Source organism: Staphylococcus sp. FSL W8-1270 (assembly GCF_038007165.1).
Lineage (GTDB): Bacteria > Bacillota > Bacilli > Staphylococcales > Staphylococcaceae > Staphylococcus > Staphylococcus hominis.
Genome location: NZ_JBBOWQ010000001.1, coordinates 1,050,075 through 1,069,291, shown reverse-complemented (window position 1 = coordinate 1,069,291; position 19,217 = coordinate 1,050,075). Strand labels below are relative to the sequence as shown.

The window sequence follows — 19,217 nt, the reverse complement described above, 5'->3', positions numbered from 1 at the left end:
TCATTCATTTTAAAATACATATGGACAATATTAGTATTATATCTTTAATTTAATCATTTAATAGTGACTTAAATATTACGATAAGCTTCTAAAGCAGCCTCGAAATTTGGAAAATCAGTACCTTCTTGAACTAACTCTTTATAAACTACATGATTGTTTTCATCTAATACGAAAACAGAACGCGCTAATAATCTCATTTCTTTCATAACAACACCATAATGCTCACCAAATGATAAATCTTTATGGTCACTTAACGTAATTACATTTTCTAGACCATTTGATGCACACCATCTTTTTTGAGCGAAAGGTAAATCCGCTGAAATTGTAAGTACTACACCATTTTCTTGAGAAGCTTCTTCATTAAATTTGCGAGTTTGTTGATCACATACGCCAGTATCAATAGAAGGAACAACACTAATCAATTTCTTTTGCCCTTTAAAATTATCTAAAGTAACTTCATTTAAACTATTATCCAAAACTTTAAAATTAGGAGCCACATCTCCTTTTGAAACCTCAGTTCCTTCTAAATGTATAGGGTTATTTTTAAAAGTAATTTCTGTCATATTATATGACCTCCCATTAGTTATTTAAATTATAGTTTAATGATACGATAGTATTTAAACTTATTTCAATCATTTAAAACACTAACTACTATTTTAATTTGAAATGATTTGCATGATATAATCAAAGGTATTTTTTAAAATGAGTAAAATGGTAACTATTATAAATAAAATTTTGACATATCCTACACCTTTTTTGATTGCAAAATGTGCACCAGTATACGACCCAATCACCATACTGACTGCCATAATTAATCCATATGCTATATTTACTTGACCAAGAATAATAAATAATGTTAATGCACCAACGTTTGAAGCAAAGTTTAATACTTTTGCATTTCCAGCTGCACTTAAAAAATCAAATCCAAACATTAATAATACAAATAACATAAATGATCCAGTACCACCGCCTAAGAATCCGTCATAAAATCCAATTAAAAGCAGGAGTGATATAAAGGCAATCGCTTTACTAATAGTAAATTTAGAGAACGTTCTGACATTACCCCATTCTTTCTTAAAAATGGTGTAAATTAAAACAAGTGTCAATATGACTATAACGAGTGGTTTCAAAACCTCTGATGGTAAGAAAGTAGCTAAACTTGCTCCACCAACTGCAAATATAAATACAAACGGAAATAGTCTAAATACTATTTTTTTATCAACATTTCCAGATTTTAAAAATTTGATTGCACTCGTTAAGGAGCCAAACGCACTTGCTAATTTGTTTGTACCTAATGCTAATGATGGCGGCATTCCTATAGCTAAGAGTGCAGGAATTGATATTAAGCCACCGCCACCTACAACAGCATCTATAAATGCTGCCAAGAAACCAAAACTAATAATAATGAAAATAATATGAAAACTTAGTTCTATAACGCCCACCCCTTATTAAATTACTTTAATACTTTCATATTAAAATAATTCATCAATGAGTGCATCAGTACTTTTATCTTTTTCAGTTTTATAATCTTTATTAATCTCTATTGTTTCTACATTGTCTGCTGCTTCTTGAACAAGATCATCAAAGTTAAACACACTTTCATATTTAACAACTTTATCAAAATCTGGTTCAGTTACAGGGTTTTTAGGGGTAAAAATCGTACAGCAATCCTCATAAGGCTGTATTGAAACTTCAAATGTTCCTATTTCTTTTGCTTTTTTAATAATATCTTCTTTATCTAAAGAAATAAGTGGTCTTAAAATAGGAGTAGATGTAACATCATTGATTGCGTACATGCTCTTTAATGTTTGACTAGCTACTTGACCTAAATTTTCACCATTTACGATAGCGTTCGCTCCAATACGTTCTAAGATAATATCTGTCACTCGTAACATCATGCGTCTAGTAGTAGTCATGGTATATCGTGGATGCACAGACTTATTGATTTGTTTTTGAAGTGCTGTGAAAGGAACAATATGTAATTTAATGGGTCCTACACGTTCAGATAGTATGCGTGTCAATTCAATCACTTTATCTTTCGCTTTTTCACTTGTAAATGGTGGACTGTGAAAATGAATAGCTTCTATTTTTACGCCACGTTTCATCATTTCCATACCAGCTACTGGTGAATCAATCCCACCTGATAACTGAAGAAGTGTTTTACCACCTGTACCTGTAGGTAATCCGCCAGCACCATCGATAACTTTAGTATAGATATATACGCCTTCTTTACGTACTTCCACTTTAATATTATGTGTCGGACGTTTAACATCTACTTTTAAATGATCAACTGATTTTAAAATGACACCACCTAGTTCTCTTTGTAGTTGATACGTATCTAATGAAAATGATTTATCTACACGTTTTACATCAATTTTAAAAGTATCTCCATGTGCAAAGTCTTTAGCTAACGAAACACAAAGTTGTTTTATATCTTCAAGATTTTGTGTTGTTTTAAATACTGGACTAATAGATTTTATGCCAAATATCTTTGTTAAACGATTCATGACTTCATTTACATTTGCTTCCTCAAAAAGCGAGATAAACATGCGATCTCTCTCGCATTTAACTCGTGTACCTTCTAATGAACGTAATGACTGAATCACATTTTCTTTTAATACATTTGTGAATCTTTTTCTATTTGTTCCTTTTAACGTAAGTTCTCCATATCTTACCAAAATATGATCATATTTCATTTATTTCAACAACTCCTTTATTTGAGCATAGATTAATTTAAATTTATCTTTAAATTGTTCGATATCTTTTTCTGTTGTAGTTTCACCCATGGATAAGCGAACGCTTCCCTCTATTCTGTTGTCCTCGATGTCCATTGCTAACAAAACTTCATTTAATTTTTCTCTTTTAGACGAACATGCACTTGTAGTCGACACCATAATATCCAATTTTGAGAACGCATTAACAAGCACTTCTCCTTTTACTCCTGGAAAAGCAATATTTAAAATATGCGGAGCACTATTTTCTGGAGAATTAATATACACTCCTTTATATTGACTTAAACTTTCTCTAATTACTTTATTATAACGTGATAGACGATGATTAAGCTCATTTAAATTTTGAATTGCAATTTCCATTGCTTTCACAAGTGAAACATTCATTGCTAAATTTACAGTACCACTTCTAATTCCATATTCTTGACCACCGCCAAATACTGTCGGTTCAATTTTTTCCTTATTATCGATAATTAATATGCCTTGACCTTTTAAACCATTAAATTTATGACCACTAAAACTTACACTATTTACATTCTCTAATTGCATTGGAATTTTCCCTAAAGCCTGAACGCCATCTACGTGAAAATGTGCCTTAGGATATTGTTTTAATAATGAGTCAATTTCTTTTATCGGTTGTATTTGTCCCATAACATTATTGACATACATACATGTTACTAAGCCCACATTATCCGTCATTAATTGTTCTAAATGATTAATATCTATTTGACCATTTGGAGTCACATTCACATATTTCAATATAAATCCTTGTGTTTCTAAATAACGCATCACTTCTAATACTGATGGATGCTCTAATACTGAGGTAATGATTACATTCGCAAACTGTTTTTTTCTTAATGCAATACCTTTGAGTGCAATATTATTAGACTCAGTGGCACCACTTGTGAAAATGACATCAGTATTATTATTGAGGTTTAACATCTCTTTTACACGCGACTTAGCCTGTAATAATATTTTTTCTGATTGTAAACCCATTTGATGAGGACTATTAGCATTATAATAAGCTTTCTCACTTACTTTTAGAAATGAATCTAAAACCGCTTGGTTCGGTTTTGTTGTGGCAGCATTATCTAAATAAATCATATATAGAACACTCACTTTCATCAATAACATATCTAAAACATATTTTAGATTTCTCGACTTAAAAATAGACACTCAAGCATTATACTATTTTTTTAAAAAAATAAAAGAGAACAACCTAGAAATATGTGGATGTCTAGGTCATTCTCTAACTATAAAAATGTATTATCCTTTAATCACTTCATTTTCAATATGTTTTGTTATACCAGGTTCTACACTTTCAAGTGCTTGCTCTGATACTTCAATTGAGCGCTTATAACGGTTATTTTTAAATAAACGTTCTGCTTCGTTTAAACTTTTATCTACACTATGATGATCTTTACGATATCTGTTTCCATATTGAATTAATCGTTCTGCATAGACTGCATTGACTAATATATCATTCGCTTCATCTTCAAAAGTATTCATTTGAATTACAATTTTTGAAACTTTATCTTTAAGTTGTTTAACATGAAGCGGACGTTCGTTAAATTGTTCGCTGACCGCTCTTACTTCATGGTCGATTTCATTTTTCATAATAACAAATCGCTCTGGAACACTTGTTAGGTTTGAAGCAAGAAGTCGACGATAAATCTCTTCTTTTTTCGATTGAATTTTTAATAGATTATCTTCAGCCTCAGCTTCATCTTCTCTAAGTTGAATCAGATGATTTTGTAATTTTTCTTGTTCTTCATTAATCACTTTTACATGTTCATCTAAGTATTCTAAATTATCTTTTACTTCACTGTATCTCACAGCAGATTTAGACATTTCTTTTAGAATATCATCATATACTACAACTAGATTTTGAATTTCATTTTCATGTTGTCTAATACTATGAACATCACTTTCATTAATGAAATAGTTTTCTCGTATATAGTCGATTTCTGTTCTAAGCGTATAGTTCATTTCTCTCGCTTTGAATAATTCATTTGTAATATCTTCTTTTGTTTCTTCAACTTCATTTTTAGCTTTTACTTCATGCTCAATTAAATCATACATTTCATCAAGCTTATCATTAATTTGTTGCAATTTATCATTAGCTTCCTGTAATTCAAGACGACTAATCATAGGTTCTACAAAATTTAATTCAGTTTTTAAGCTTTGTAATGTTCCATCAATTTTTACATGATCCAAGTCATAACCATTTACTTTTAAATCTCTACAACCATATTTTAAATCTTGGAATTGTCCTGGTAACTCTTTTTGAGTTTCTCTAATTAAATCTGGAATTTCATCCATATATCCTTTTGTTTCATTAATAGAGTCATTTAATCCATTAATATGATTATGAGCTTGTACATAGTTACCTTCTTCTTTCAGCATGTCATACTGATCAAGTTCTGGTTCAAAAGCCTCAATACGTTTTTCAAGAGGAGCTGCCGCTTCTCCAAATTGATGTCTATTTGCTAAAACATCTCTTTTCATTTCACGATAATCTATTTTACATTTTTCATAGATTGCTTCGTTATCTTTATGTAGAGAAAGAATTTCATTTACTTCATCTACTTGTGACTGATAACCAGCTTCATATCTATCCATTAATTCATGAGCGTCATCAATTTCAGTTTGAGCTCCTGCAAATTGGAATTTATCAAGTTGAAGCTCAGCGTCATGAATTTTTTCTTCTACTGGTGCTAAATAGTTATTAGTGTGATCTAATGTATCTTGTTTTAACGCGTCGTATTTTGTTCTCGTTTCACCTTTAAGGTTTAAAGCTGATAACTTTTCTAAATTATCTTCAAAAGGTAACTGTTGAACTTTTAATTTACGTTCTTCTGCTTGCTCAACCATTTTACGTTTGTTAGAACGTAAATAAAACATAATACCGACAGCAATCAATATAATAATAATAATTGCTAATATAATGTATAAAACCATCTCATTCTCCTCCTATATTATCATTATTATAACGTATCTTATCCCGTCATTAAAATAAAATTCAAAGAATTGATTGAAAAAATTTTTACATTTATACTAATAATCAAAATATTACATAGAGAGGTTTTTATATGACGACAACTAAAGAAACAAATTACAACTTATTAGGTAAACAACTTGCAAGTCTTATTGAAGATGAAACAAATCTAATTGCAATTTTAAGTAATACTTCAGCTTTACTCAATGACAACTTAGATCAAATCAATTGGGTAGGATTTTATTTAATTGAAAATAATGAACTTATTTTAGGTCCTTTCCAAGGGCATCCTGCTTGCGTGCATATCTCTATAGGAAAAGGTGTATGTGGAACTGCTGTTGCAAATAACCAAACACAACTTGTCGATGATGTAAATACATTTCCTGGTCACATCGCTTGCGATGCTAATAGTAAATCTGAAATTGTCGTTCCAATTCATGTTGATAATGAAATAATCGGCGTGTTAGATATAGATGCGCCTATTACACAACGATTTAGTAAAGGCGATCAACAAGGACTTGAAGAGATAGTTTCTATCTTAGAACACCAATTATCAAAATAATAAATTTAAATGATTCCTTGACACTTTAAAAAATAATGGTACAATGAATTTTGTGTGAATTAACGAAAATAGCAGTTGTATATTATTAAGCTCTATGTTGTTCCCGATGTGGACGTGTCATGTAACTGTAGCTATAAGGTGAAGACACATAAAACAATATATCTTAATGAGCATACAACACTCTTTTTTGTTTATTCATTCCAACAAAAAAGAAAAAGGAGGAGTCTTATTATGGCTCGTTTCAGAGGTTCTAACTGGAAAAAATCTCGTCGTTTAGGTATCTCATTAAGTGGTACTGGTAAAGAATTAGAAAAACGTCCTTACGCACCAGGACAACATGGTCCAAACCAACGTAAAAAATTATCAGAATATGGTTTACAATTACGTGAAAAACAAAAATTACGTTATTTATATGGAATGACTGAAAGACAATTCCGTAACACATTTGATATTGCTGGTAAACAACACGGTGTACACGGTGAAAACTTCATGATTTTATTAGCTAGCCGTTTAGATGCAGTAGTTTACTCATTAGGTTTAGCACGTACACGTCGTCAAGCTCGTCAATTAGTTGGCCATGGTCACATTGAAGTTGATGGTAAACGTGTTGACATCCCATCATACACTTTAAAACCTGGTCAAGTTATCTCAGTTCGTGAAAAATCACAAAACTTAGATATCATTAAAGAATCTGTTGAAATCAACAATTTCGTACCAGAATATTTAGATTTCGATGCTGACAGCTTAAAAGGTACTTTCGTTCGCTTACCAGAACGTAGTGAATTACCAGCTGAAATTAATGAACAATTAATCGTTGAGTACTACTCAAGATAAGTTGATTAATATTCTACCACCCTTTCCATTTTGGTCAGGGTGGTTTTTTATTTATAATTTAAATATATCATCTGGTATATCTGAGATAATTCCATCTACTCCTAAATGAATCAATTTTTTCACATCTTTCATGTTATTTACTGTATAAGGTATTACTTTAAGATGATGTTCATGAGCACGCTTGATAAATTTTTTATTTATTAATTTATAGTTAGGATTTATAAATTGTGCAAAAGAAGCTATATTTTCAAAATCAGGTTGTTTGTACCAGTATTGCTTTTTACTTATTAAAACACCCAGTGCATATTTCTTTGTGTATTCAGACATTCTTTTAACACTTTCCACATCAAATGACTGAATAATGACTCTATGAGAGGGAATTTGAAATTTATCGAGTTCCTCAAGTAACGCTTTTTCAATGCCAGGATACTGTTCTGGTTTTTTTATTTCAATAAGTAATGTTTTAGAGTAATTTTTAAATAAAGAAAGTACTTCGCTAAAAGTAGAAATACGAGTATTTTTAAAAGTTTCACCATGTCTGATTCCAAAATCAAATTGTTTTAATTCTTCTAAAGTAAAATCTTTTACTTTACCCTTTTGATTCGATGTGCGGTCAATGGAATCGTCATGAATGACTACTAATTGTTTATCTTTTGTAAAATGTACATCAATTTCTAACATATCAATATGTTGCATAAGGGCTGCTTTAAAACCTTCTACCGTATTTTCAGGATATTTCTGCGATAATCCACGGTGTGCAACGATTTGAAATGATGTATTAGGCTTTTGTATTTTCATTTTTAAATACCATCCTTTAAATTAATTATATGTTCAACTACACTTAAATTACCATAATGATATAGGAGGTCAATAATAATGGTTAAACACGATTTTGTAGTTCATACGTCATGGCGTGGAGGTCGTGAAGAAATCGGTAAAGTTAATGGCGATGTAATTTCTGAGCAAATTTCTATTCCCTCTTCACTTGGTGGTAATGGAACTGGGACAAATCCCGATGAAATGTTAGTTGCAGCAGCCTCATCATGTTATATTATCTCTTTAGCTGCTACACTTGAAAGAGCTAAATTTACTAATATTCATTTAGAAATTAAGTCAATTGGAAGCGCAGTGTTTGAAAATGGAAAATTTAAAATGGAAAAAATCACTCATTATCCAACAATATCTCTTACAGAAGAAGAAAAAACGCATCTTAATAAACGACTTCCTAAACTATTAGATATTGCTGATCATCATTGTATGATATCTAACTCAATTCGAAACAACGTTAAAATAGAAATTCAAGCAACCATTCAAGATTAGAACTAAAAGCGGTCGATTTAACTGCCGCTTTTTATTTTAGACTTTTAAATTTTCAGAATATTTGGTAAAATTAAAAAATCTTATATCAGGAGGAAGATTTACGATGTATTATTATGAACCCTTATTATTAACACCTGGACCAACCCCTGTACCTGATGAAATCACACATGCACTTAATTTATCAATGGTAGGCCATCGTTCTTCAGATTTTGAAGCTATCGCAGAAGAAGCATTTAATCATTTAAAACCTATTTTTGGAACTAAAAATAAAGTAATGATTCTTACTTCAAGTGGTACTAGCGTCTTAGAAGCTAGTATGTTAAATATAGTCAATCCCGAGGATCATTTTGTAGTCATTGTATCAGGTGCATTTGGCAATCGTTTTAAACAAATTGCTGAAACATATTATAAGAATGTACATGTTTATGATGTTGAATGGGGAAAAGCGGTCGACATTGAAGCATTTGAAACATATTTACATTCACTTAAACATGATATTACTGCTGTATTCACCCAATTTTGCGAGACTTCTACTGCTGTACTTCACCCTATACACAAATTAGGAAAAGTGATTAAAGCATTCAATCAAGACATTTACTTCGTTGTCGATGGCGTAAGTTGTATTGGTGCCGTTGATGTCGATTTAGAAAGAGACAATATTGATGTACTCGTGTCAGGTAGCCAGAAAGCTTTAATGTTACCGCCTGGCCTATCTTTTGTTGCTTATAATCATCGTGCACAAGAGCGATTTAAAGCAGTTAAAACACCACGTTTTTATTTAAATTTAAATAAGTACTTTGATTCTATTGAACAAAATTCTACTCCATTCACACCAAATGTTGGATTATTTAGAGCGGTTAACGCTTATGCTGCACTTATTAAAAAAGAAGGATTTAACAATACCATTCACAGACATTACTTGATTAGAGATGGTTTAAGAGAAAGTTTAAAAGCATTAGATTTAAAATTATTAGTTACTAAAGACTCATATGCCTCTCCTACTGTTACTTCTTTTATCCCTCACGATAAAGACGAATTAACATATATTAAATCAACACTAAAATCAAGATTTAATATTACTATTGCTGGTGGTCAAGGCAAACTAAAAGGAACCATTTTGAGAATTGGTCACATGGGAAAAGTGTCACCTTTTGATATTTTATCTGTTGTTTCAGCTTTAGAAATCATTCTTACAGATTATCGTAAAGTCAATTATATTGGCAAAGCTACGCTAAAATTTACGGAGGTAATTCAACATGACGCATAATATTTTAGTTTCAGATCCAATTTCAGAAGAAGGTTTACAAAGTTTAATCCATCATCCTGATTTTAAGGTTGATTTTAAATCTGGTTTAACTGAAAAAGAACTTGTCGATATTATTCCTAACTATCAAGGGTTAATCGTACGTAGTCAAACTCAAGTCACAGAATCTATTATTAACCATGCTTCAAACTTAAAAGTTATTGCTAGAGCCGGTGTAGGTGTGGATAATATTGATATAAAATCAGCAACTCTAAATGGTATACTCGTTGTAAATGCTCCCGATGGAAATACGATTTCTGCTACTGAGCACTCAGTTGCTATGATTCTAGCAATGGCACGAAATATACCGCAAGCTTACACATCACTAAAGAATAAAGAATGGAATCGTAAAGCATTTAAAGGAGTTGAATTATATCAAAAAGTATTAGGCGTCATTGGAGCAGGACGTATTGGTTTAGGTGTAGCAAAAAGATTAAAAAGTTTTGGTATGACTATTTTAGCTTATGACCCTTTTTTGACTAAAGAAAAAGCAGAGCAACTTGGAATTGAACTAGCAACAATTGATGAAATTGCTCAACGTTCAGATTTTGTTACCGTTCACACACCATTAACACCTAAAACAAAAGGTATTATCGATGCTCATTTCTTTAATCAAGCTAAACCAACGTTACAAATTATTAATGTAGCTAGAGGCGGAATTATTAATGAAAACGACTTGCTTAATGCTTTAAATCAACATCAAATTGCTAGAGCAGCATTAGACGTATTTGAAAATGAACCTCCCCTAGATTCACCGCTTCTCGATCATAAAAATATTATTGTAACTCCTCATTTAGGTGCATCTACGATTGAAGCACAAGAAAAAGTAGCTGTATCCGTTGCTGAAGAAATCATTGATATTTTAGAAAATGGTAATGTTACAAATGCAGTCAATGCACCTAAGTTAAACTTAAACCATATTGATGAGAAAACACAACAATGGCTTCGTATTAGCCAGCTTTCAGGTGAATTGGCAATTCAATTATTAGATGATGCGCCTAGAGAGATTAAAGTGACTTTTAACGGAGAACATGCTAAAAAAGAAGCTGATTTAATTACTCGCTCAATCGTCACGTCAATTTTAAAACAAAATTTAGGTGAACGCGTGAACTTAATTAATGCTATTGCATTATTAAACGAACAAGGTATCACTCATCATATTGAAAATCGTGCTTCACAAGGAACATTCAGCAATTATATTCAAATTAATTTGATAAGTGAACATGAAGAAGTAAAAATTGGTGCAACTGTAATAGATGGATTTGGTGCACGTATTGTAAGAATTAATGATTATTCAGTAGATTTTAAACCCAATACTTATCAATTTATTTCTTATCATAAAGACTTACCAGGAATGGTAGGTTTAACAGGTCAACTACTCGGTAAACATGATATCAATATTGCTTCAATGTCTTTAGGAAGAAGTTCTGAAGGTGGACAAGCAATGATGATTCTGTCAATAGATCAACCTATTACTCAACAAGTTATTAAAGAATTATATGAGATTGGTGATTTTGATAACATCTACGGTACAACTTTATCAATATAATAAATAAGAAAGGAACGACGATAATATTCGGCGTTCCTTTCTTTTTATTATTTATTAAGTAGAATATGTCTAATGTCACAAATATGATTAACAATATAGTCAGCACCGTGTTGCTCTAGGTCTTCTTTTGCTTCTTTCCCACTTAAACCAGTTAAAGTACCTATAAATGTTGCCCCAATCTTTTTAGCACATAATAAATCCGCTAATGAATCACCAACAATAAATACATCATTCTCATTAACAATATGTTTTTGATTTTGAATATAGTGCAAATAATCTCCCTCATTGTTTCCATAAAGAGTTGCAATATAACTAAATGGATTAGGTTTACCTAGTGGCCCTTCTTTTGGAAATACTGACTCAGCTTTCAATACTTCACTCGCTGTGACAATATGATTTTCATTAAAAAAAGATTTAAGACCAAAGGACTCAAATGGAACAATTGTTTCTGTTCTTGGTCTACCAGTTGCAATGGCAATGTTAAAACCTGCTTGTTTTATATCATTTAATAATGTTTTAATTTCTTCCACAGGACGTAAGATCTTTTCTTCATAAATAAAACCAGACTTAGGAATAGACAAAGGAGTAAGCTTTTCTACTTTTTCATATAAAGTTGTTCCTAAATACCATTCTTGATATATTGCTCTAGCTAAATTCCAAAGTGGACTTTTTAAATTAAATAATTTAGCATTTTCAATATTTAATTGATCTTTTGCGTAATCTTCTAATTCAAGATAAATATTCTCTTTACCACTTTGACTATTTTGAATAAATTTTAACGGTACTGCATAATTAACTTTAAATTGATAATTATAAGATTGTAATTCACGTAGAGTCTCAACTGAAAACGTTTCAACATGAGTCACTTGTCTAATTGTTTCTGAATCCAACTGTTTCAAGAGATGGATGAAATGAATACTAAATACAACAAATAACATATCCCAGTTAGAATTAAGGCCTAAAGATTTTAATTGATTTAAAATTTGATCGTTTAAAAATACTTGTGTTCTTATATCTTCAATTAATTCATCATTCATATGATTAAAATTTTGAGCGCTATCTAAACCTAAAAAATCATCACTCTTTAATAGTTCTTCAACTGTTAAGGCAGATACATCAAAGCAACGTTCTTCACTTAAAAACACACCATCTACATCAAATAAAATTGATTTCATCGACATCTCTCCATTTTTTGACTATTCTGATACTTATAATCATAACGAACATTTATATAAAGTCAATGTAATAAAAATAAGAGCCAATGCTTAAAATCTAGCATTAGCTCTTTTATATAAATAATATTTATCAATAGGACTATAGTGTAACAAATGATTTGGACATATAATGTCGCTTTTATTGTTTCTGTTGAATTATTTCATCTGTTTTTCAATTTCATCTGCTACTTGTTGAACATGTGTACCAATAATTACTTGTGTTGAATGGTGGCCATTTTTCGTCACCCCAACAGCTCCAGCATTTCTAATTTTTTGTTCATCAATAATCGTATTATCTTTTAGTTCTAAGCGAAGTCGTGTAGCACAATTTGTTAAACTATCAATATTAGATTTTCCACCTAAACCTTCTAATATTTGTGTAGCTGGTTGATGATATTTTCCACTTTTTGATTTATCTGTAGTCGTCGTTTCTTCTACTACCGGATCAGCTAGTAAGTTATCACCACGTCCTATTGTATTTAAATTCAATACTTTAATCATAATTCTAAAAATAACATAATATAAAATAAAGAATACAATACCTTGAACTAATAGCATTAAAGGGTGATTAGCGATTGGATTAATTAGCGATAAAACATAATCAATTAATCCTGCACTAAATGAGAATCCCGCGGTCCAATGAAATAGAGATGCAATAAGTAATGAAAGTCCTGTTAATAAGGCATGTATGATAAAAAGTACAGGTGCAACAAACATAAATGCAAATTCAATTGGCTCTGTAACGCCTACTACAAATGCTGAAATAGCACTTGCTAAAAACCATCCCCATACTTGCTTTTGTTGCTTTGTCTCAGCACTGTGATACATTGCAAGTGCTGCTGCTGGTATACCAAACATCATAATTGGGAAGAAACCTGCTTGATAACGTCCTGTTATACCTTTTACTGCATCTACACCTGTTTGGAATTTACCAATATCATTAATTCCTGCTGTATCGAACCAAAATACTGCATTCAATGCATGATGTAAACCAGTAGGAATAAGTAATCGATTAAAGACACCATATAAAAATGCCCCGAATGAACCAAAACCTACTAACCATTCTCCAAATGCAACAATGCCTGAAAAGACCATAGGCCAAATAAATAATAGTATAACTGCTAATATGGTACTAAAAAATACAGTCATAATAGGTACTAATCGTTTACCACTAAAAAATGACAAGGCCATAGGTAATTCAACTTCACTAAATTTATTAAAAGAATATGCTGCAATTAACCCGATAATAATACCAAGAAATACATTAGAATTATCCATTTTTGTAAAGCCTAAGTTAACTGCTTTTTCTTTTATATTAAATAACGTAGCCACATTTTCTGGATTTAATACTTTCGTTACCATAGCATATCCTAACGCACCTGCCAAAGCAACCGCCCCATCGTTCTTTTTAGCCATACCAATAGCTACACCGATAGCAAAAATTAATCCTAATTGTCCTAAAATAGCTGTTCCTACAATTGAAAAGAACATGGCTACTGTGGGAAGAACATGAAGTGCGTTTAGTAAGTTACCTATCCCGGTTATGATTGCTCCTGCTGGTAAAACAGCTACAGGGAGCATTAACGATCTTCCGAGATTTTGAAAGAATTTAAACATCTTTTATCCTCCTTTATTTATTAAAAATTATATTTTTTATGTATTTAGTCCAATATATAATCTACCATATTTGTAAGCGGTTACGCTATATGTTTATTTTATATAAATAGACAATGTGATGACAAAATAAAAAAGATACGCTTTAACCAATAAAGATTAAAACGTATATATATTTAATAAGATATTATAAATGATTTTTATTATTGATTGAGATAATTAACTGGTATTTTACTTCAAATCTATTTTTTTATTAAATAATCTTTCCGCATTGACTAAATAAAAATGATTAAAGACAAAATAACAAGAACAATACGTTAGGTAATATATGGTACTAACGGAAAATAGATTTCTTAAAATCTGTCATTTTCACTCATGGTACTCCTATCATCCATTTATCAATTATTTATAAAAAAAGAAGATTCTCTATTTAGAAAATCTTCTGATGAATAATGCTATCAATATCTATTAAAGACGTTCTTGAATAAGATGAAGTTCATGTTGTAACTGTGCTGTACGTCTTTCTATTTCTTTAGTTAGAAAATCAATTTTTTCGTTACGCTTTAAATCTTTAGGTATGTCAGATTGATAAATAGGTTTACCAAATTTAATCATCGCTTGACCAGTGACTAAACCATGTAACTTCGTTGGTCCAACATAAGCAGCTGGTAAGATTGGTGCTTTACCTAACATAGCAATCGTTGCAGCTCCACGTTTTAAAGGCGCGCCTTCAACTGAAGTTCTATGACCTGTTGGGAAGATACCTACTGTTTTATGATCTTTCAATAATTTAACAGGTTGTTTTAACGTACTAGGTCCCGGATTTTCTCGATCTACTGGAAAAGCATTTAAAGATCTTAAAAATTTGCCACCCCATTTATTACTAAATAATTCTTTTTTAGCCATATAATGAATTTCATTTGGAATTAAAGCTAATCCTAATAAAATCACTTCATTATAACTTTCATGGGTACAAGTCACAACATATTTACTATCTTTAGGAATGTTCTCTTTACCTACAATGTGTAATGAACGTGCCATTTTTACGATTATTAATTCTAAAAATTTACTAATAAATTTATACATTTTGTCACCTACTTCTAAGTTTCTACACTTAGTCGATTTTATCATTAACTTATCACGTGAACAAGATTTTAAAAGATACATCTTAAGACTGATAGCTATTTACTAGAAATATTTAAATATTTTCTTCATAATTGAGATAATGGTTAAAATATATACGGAGGTTTAATATGACAGAATATAATCAATATTTTCAATCCAGCGATTATCAGCATTCACGTCCACCTAAACCGAAGTTTCCATGGTTTAGAATTATTATTATTGCTCTAATCGCTGGTATCATAGGAGCATTAATTGTTTTAGGAGTTAATCGACTTATGAATGGAGATGATTCAAATAGTGGTGGATCTCAAGTCCAACAGGCTACGAATGATAAAGGTGGCAATGTGTTAGACGGTAAAAGTGATAAATATAAATCGGTTAATGCCATGATCAAAGATGTCTCTCCTGCTATTGTAGGTGTCATCAATATGCAAAAGGTAACAAGTTTTGACGATTTATTACAAGGTAAATCAACTAAAGCACAAGAAGCTGGTATCGGTTCTGGTGTTATTTATCAAATTAACAACAATTCTTCTTACATCGTCACTAATAATCATGTTATTGATGGTGCATCACAAATTAAAGTACAATTACATAATGGTAAACAAGTAGAAGCAAAGCTTGTAGGTACAGATGCAGTTTCAGATATTGCAGTTTTAAAAATTGATTCTCAAAAAGGAATTAAAGCAATGAAATTCGCAAATTCTTCTAAAGTTCAAACTGGCGATAGTGTTTTCGCAATGGGTAACCCACTTGGCTTAGAATTTGCTAACTCAGTAACATCAGGTATTATTTCTGCAAATGAACGTACAATTGAATCTAATACCACTTCTGGTGGAACTAAAGTGAATGTGCTACAAACAGATGCAGCAATTAATCCTGGTAACTCTGGAGGTGCATTAGTAGATGTTAATGGTAATTTAGTAGGTATTAATTCAATGAAAATTGCTGCTGACCAAGTTGAAGGTATTGGTTTTGCAATCCCAAGTAATGAAGTAAGAGTTACAATTGAACAACTCGTTAAACATGGTAAAGTAGAACGTCCTTCAATTGGAATAGGGTTACTTAACTTAAGTGATATTCCAGATTCTTATAAAAAAGAATTAAAAACTGATCGTGATACTGGTGTGTATGTAGCAAAAGTTAGCCACTCTAGTGAATTAAAAGTTGGCGATATCATTACTAAAGTAGATAGTAAAAAAGTAGATGATGATACCGATCTAAGAACGTACTTATATCAAAATAAAAAGCCAGGTGAAACCGTGAAGTTGACTGTTATACGTGATGGTAAAACTAAAGACGTATCAGTCACTCTTAAAAATCAAAAATCAATATCTTCGCAATCATATAATTCTGAAGATAATAATAGTCAATTTATTCGATAATAAATAACGAGGTTAATCCAAAATAATGGATTAACCTCGTTTTCAATATATTCTTCTCAGATAAGATTATTTATAATTTACCATGAAGTATTTTTTCTTACCACGGCGAATAATTGTAAATTCATTATCAAATTTATCTTCATCAGTTAAGTTGTAATCAACAGACTGTTCTCTTTCACCATTAATATAAATTGCTCCATTGTTTACATCTTCTCTTGCTTGTCGTTTTGAGGAAGCAATTCCAGATTCAATTAAAACATCAATAATGTTAGTTGTTGCTTTAGAAACTTCAACTTGAGGTACTTCTTTAAACCCTGCTTTGATATCTTTAATTGATAAAGATTTTAAATCACCTTTAAATAATGCTTCTGAAATTCTAATTGCATCATCAAGTGCTTCTTTACCATGAATAAATTCTGTTACATTTTCAGCAAGTGCTTTTTGAGCTTCTCGTAAATGTGGTGCTTCATCTCTAGATTGTTCAAGGCGATTAATATCTTCTTTACTTAAGAATGTAAAGTATTTTAAGAATTTAATAACATCTTCATCCGATTGATTAATCCAGAATTGATAAAATTCATACGGTGTTGTTTTTTCAGCATCTAACCAAACAGCTCCAGATTCTGATTTCCCAAACTTTTTACCATCAGACTTTGTCACTAATGGAATAGTTAAACCATAAGCTTCTGTTTGACCATACATACGTCGCATTAACTCAATACCACTTGTAATATTACCCCATTGATCAGAACCACCAACTTGAATTTTACAATTAAGTTCACGATTTAAGTGGCCAAAGTCAATTGCTTGTAAAATAGTATAGGTAAATTCTGTATATGAAATTCCATTTTCTAATCGTGATTGAATTGAATCTTTACCTAGCATATAATTGACACCTACATGTTTACCATAATCACGTAGGAAACTTATTAGTGAAATTTGACTTAACCAGTCTCTATTATTAACGAGTACGGCTCCTTTATCTGTGCCAAATTCAAATAGTTTATGCATTTGAGCGCTTAAGCCTTCAACATTTTTTGCTACTTGATCTTCAGTTTGTAATACACGTTCTTCAGATTTACCAGATGGGTCTCCAATCATACCAGTGCCTCCACCAATAAGTACTATTGGACGATGACCATGTTCTTGGAATCGACGTAATGTCATAAATGGTAAAAGATGACCAATATGTAAACTATCAGCAGTTGGATCTGCACCACAATACAACGTTACTTGTTCTTTATTTAATAAATCTTCAATACCTTGTTCATCAGTTTGTTGATAAATTAAACCTCTCCATTGTAATTCTTCTAGTAATGCATTTGACATAGTTATATCCTCCTATAAAATTTATTTTTATTAAATAAAAAAGCACCCTCACAACAATGTAAGGGCGCTTATGCACGTTACCACCATACTTAACAATTCAAATAGAATTGTTTACTCTATTAATGATACGCTCATTAATAAACGTTGAATAAATAAGTATGAGGTGTATTCATATATAAACACATGTTAGTTCACAGCATCCACTAACTCTCTGTTAAGTTAATTTATATATTACTTCTCCTCTTATTCAATACATATTGAATTGATAATAATTATAAAAAAACCTCTTCTAAAAGTCAAATATGCTAGATATGATATACTGTATTTAATTTGAGGAGGACTACCATGAAATTATTATTTAAAGATGCTCAATTTAAAACGTTTGAAAAAAATTATAAGTTTATAAAACATATTATGGTAGGTCTTTTGAGTATTATAGTTTTAGGTTCTATACTTATTGTTCTTGGTACTGCTACTTATTTTCATCATCTTACTCAAGAAGCTTCAAATATAAGTGATACTGAATTGAAACACCGCGTACTACACTTTTCAGGTGATGAGATTTTGAATCACGATAAAAATATTTTAACTGAGTATGATCATTCTCAAAACTCTCTCATCGTAGGTCCAAAACATGTAAATTCAAACGTAATTAAAGCATTAATATCTTCTGAAGACACATTATTTTTTAAACATGATGGAATTTTACCAAAAGCGTTAATAAGAGCAATGATCCAAGATGTTTTAAGTTTAAATTCTCGTTCTGGCGGAAGTACAATTACACAACAATTAATAAAGAATCAAGTCTTAACAAATGAAAAAACATATAGTCGTAAGGCAAATGAAATTATATTAGCGATGCGTCTTGAAAAAATATTATCTAAAAATGAAATTATTTATACATATTTAAATATTGTACCGTTTGGACGCGATTATAATGGTGCAAATATAAGTGGAATTGCGTCTGCTTCCTATAGTTTATTTAACGTTCCCCCCTCCAAGTTAAATGTTGCACAATCTGCTTATCTTGTTGGCTTATTGCAAAGCCCTTATACGTATACACCGTATGAAGATAATGGTGATTTGAAGTCTTATAACGAAGTTAAAATTAGTATTGACCGTCAGTATTATGTATTAAAACGAATGCTAGTGGAAGGGGTAATCAGTAAAAAGACATATCAACAGGCAAAACAATATACTATTTATGATCATTTATTAACTAAGCCTCAATGAATCAATCAATATCTTATATCGC

General features: G+C 30.9%; 17 protein-coding genes. 7 read left to right on the top strand and 10 right to left on the bottom strand.

Annotation, left to right across the window (positions count from 1 at the left end; translation table 11 throughout):
- Positions 1 to 68 precede the first annotated feature (68 nt).
- The 5 genes from tpx to ezrA all read right to left on the bottom strand — a co-directional run bounded on the left by tpx (position 69) and on the right by ezrA (position 5,690).
- On the bottom strand, positions 69 to 563 hold the full coding sequence (tpx, locus tag NSU06_RS05450) for a thiol peroxidase (protein WP_002448307.1): 495 nt from the start codon (positions 561 to 563) through the stop codon (positions 69 to 71).
- Positions 564 to 656: 93 nt separating this feature from the next.
- Complete coding sequence (locus tag NSU06_RS05445; RefSeq protein ID WP_019835455.1) at positions 657 to 1,442, bottom strand: sulfite exporter TauE/SafE family protein; 786 nt, start codon at positions 1,440 to 1,442, stop codon at positions 657 to 659.
- 30 nt (positions 1,443 to 1,472) lie between these two features.
- The gene (gene thiI, locus NSU06_RS05440) at positions 1,473 to 2,696 is read right to left on the bottom strand and encodes a tRNA uracil 4-sulfurtransferase ThiI (protein ID WP_019835456.1); all 1,224 of its coding nucleotides are present in this window, start codon (positions 2,694 to 2,696) and stop codon (positions 1,473 to 1,475) included.
- Entirely contained in the window at positions 2,697 to 3,833 is a 1,137-nt protein-coding gene (locus NSU06_RS05435; protein WP_070468378.1) for a cysteine desulfurase family protein, read from the bottom strand. It lies immediately after the preceding gene.
- Positions 3,834 to 3,995: 162 nt separating this feature from the next.
- Positions 3,996 to 5,690 (bottom strand): septation ring formation regulator EzrA, encoded by a 1,695-nt coding sequence (gene ezrA / locus NSU06_RS05430; RefSeq protein ID WP_048761515.1) that lies wholly within the window; start codon positions 5,688 to 5,690, stop codon positions 3,996 to 3,998.
- Positions 5,691 to 5,821: 131 nt separating this feature from the next.
- Here ezrA and NSU06_RS05425 point away from each other — a divergent pair, with 131 nt between their 5' ends.
- A complete protein-coding gene (locus NSU06_RS05425; RefSeq protein WP_019835459.1) occupies positions 5,822 to 6,289 on the top strand; it encodes a GAF domain-containing protein in 468 nt (155 codons plus the stop codon).
- A gap of 231 nt (positions 6,290 to 6,520) precedes the next feature.
- Positions 6,521 to 7,123, top strand: coding sequence for a 30S ribosomal protein S4 (rpsD, locus tag NSU06_RS05420; protein WP_017176109.1), 603 nt, complete (start codon positions 6,521 to 6,523; stop codon positions 7,121 to 7,123).
- Between the two features lie 51 nt (positions 7,124 to 7,174).
- Here the strand turns inward: rpsD and NSU06_RS05415 are convergent, their stop codons facing one another.
- Entirely contained in the window at positions 7,175 to 7,921 is a 747-nt protein-coding gene (locus NSU06_RS05415) for a glycerophosphodiester phosphodiesterase (RefSeq protein WP_017176108.1), read from the bottom strand.
- Between the two features lie 78 nt (positions 7,922 to 7,999).
- Between NSU06_RS05415 and NSU06_RS05410 the strand changes: the two genes are divergently transcribed.
- The 3 genes from NSU06_RS05410 to serA all read left to right on the top strand — a co-directional run bounded on the left by NSU06_RS05410 (position 8,000) and on the right by serA (position 11,295).
- Positions 8,000 to 8,443: an OsmC family protein gene (locus NSU06_RS05410; RefSeq protein WP_017176107.1), complete on the top strand. Its 444-nt coding sequence runs from the start codon at positions 8,000 to 8,002 to the stop codon at positions 8,441 to 8,443.
- A 103-nt stretch (positions 8,444 to 8,546) separates the two neighbouring features.
- Positions 8,547 to 9,710 carry a pyridoxal-phosphate-dependent aminotransferase family protein gene (locus NSU06_RS05405; RefSeq protein WP_049434644.1) on the top strand — a complete coding sequence of 388 codons (1,164 nt, stop codon included), beginning with the start codon at positions 8,547 to 8,549 and terminating at the stop codon, positions 9,708 to 9,710.
- On the top strand, positions 9,700 to 11,295 hold the full coding sequence (gene serA, locus NSU06_RS05400; protein WP_340779563.1) for a phosphoglycerate dehydrogenase: 1,596 nt from the start codon (positions 9,700 to 9,702) through the stop codon (positions 11,293 to 11,295). The genes NSU06_RS05405 and serA overlap by 11 nt, the downstream gene beginning before the upstream one ends.
- A 47-nt stretch (positions 11,296 to 11,342) precedes the next feature.
- Here serA and NSU06_RS05395 read toward each other — a convergent pair whose 3' ends face one another.
- The 3 genes from NSU06_RS05395 to NSU06_RS05385 all read right to left on the bottom strand — a co-directional run bounded on the left by NSU06_RS05395 (position 11,343) and on the right by NSU06_RS05385 (position 15,209).
- The gene (locus NSU06_RS05395; RefSeq protein ID WP_002448292.1) at positions 11,343 to 12,470 is read right to left on the bottom strand and encodes an HAD family hydrolase; all 1,128 of its coding nucleotides are present in this window, start codon (positions 12,468 to 12,470) and stop codon (positions 11,343 to 11,345) included.
- A 195-nt stretch (positions 12,471 to 12,665) separates the two neighbouring features.
- The gene (nagE, locus tag NSU06_RS05390; protein ID WP_242282526.1) at positions 12,666 to 14,126 is read right to left on the bottom strand and encodes an N-acetylglucosamine-specific PTS transporter subunit IIBC; all 1,461 of its coding nucleotides are present in this window, start codon (positions 14,124 to 14,126) and stop codon (positions 12,666 to 12,668) included.
- A gap of 465 nt (positions 14,127 to 14,591) precedes the next feature.
- Complete coding sequence (locus NSU06_RS05385) at positions 14,592 to 15,209, bottom strand: lysophospholipid acyltransferase family protein (RefSeq protein WP_002448288.1); 618 nt, start codon at positions 15,207 to 15,209, stop codon at positions 14,592 to 14,594.
- Positions 15,210 to 15,376: 167 nt separating this feature from the next.
- Here NSU06_RS05385 and NSU06_RS05380 point away from each other — a divergent pair, with 167 nt between their 5' ends.
- Positions 15,377 to 16,633 (top strand): S1C family serine protease, encoded by a 1,257-nt coding sequence (locus tag NSU06_RS05380; protein ID WP_019835460.1) that lies wholly within the window; start codon positions 15,377 to 15,379, stop codon positions 16,631 to 16,633.
- A 66-nt stretch (positions 16,634 to 16,699) separates the two neighbouring features.
- Here the strand turns inward: NSU06_RS05380 and tyrS are convergent, their stop codons facing one another.
- Positions 16,700 to 17,962, bottom strand: coding sequence for a tyrosine--tRNA ligase (tyrS, locus tag NSU06_RS05375; RefSeq protein WP_002487995.1), 1,263 nt, complete (start codon positions 17,960 to 17,962; stop codon positions 16,700 to 16,702).
- Positions 17,963 to 18,307: 345 nt separating this feature from the next.
- Here tyrS and NSU06_RS05370 point away from each other — a divergent pair, with 345 nt between their 5' ends.
- Entirely contained in the window at positions 18,308 to 19,195 is an 888-nt protein-coding gene (locus NSU06_RS05370; protein WP_019835461.1) for a transglycosylase domain-containing protein, read from the top strand.
- The last annotated feature ends 22 nt before the right edge of the window (positions 19,196 to 19,217 follow it).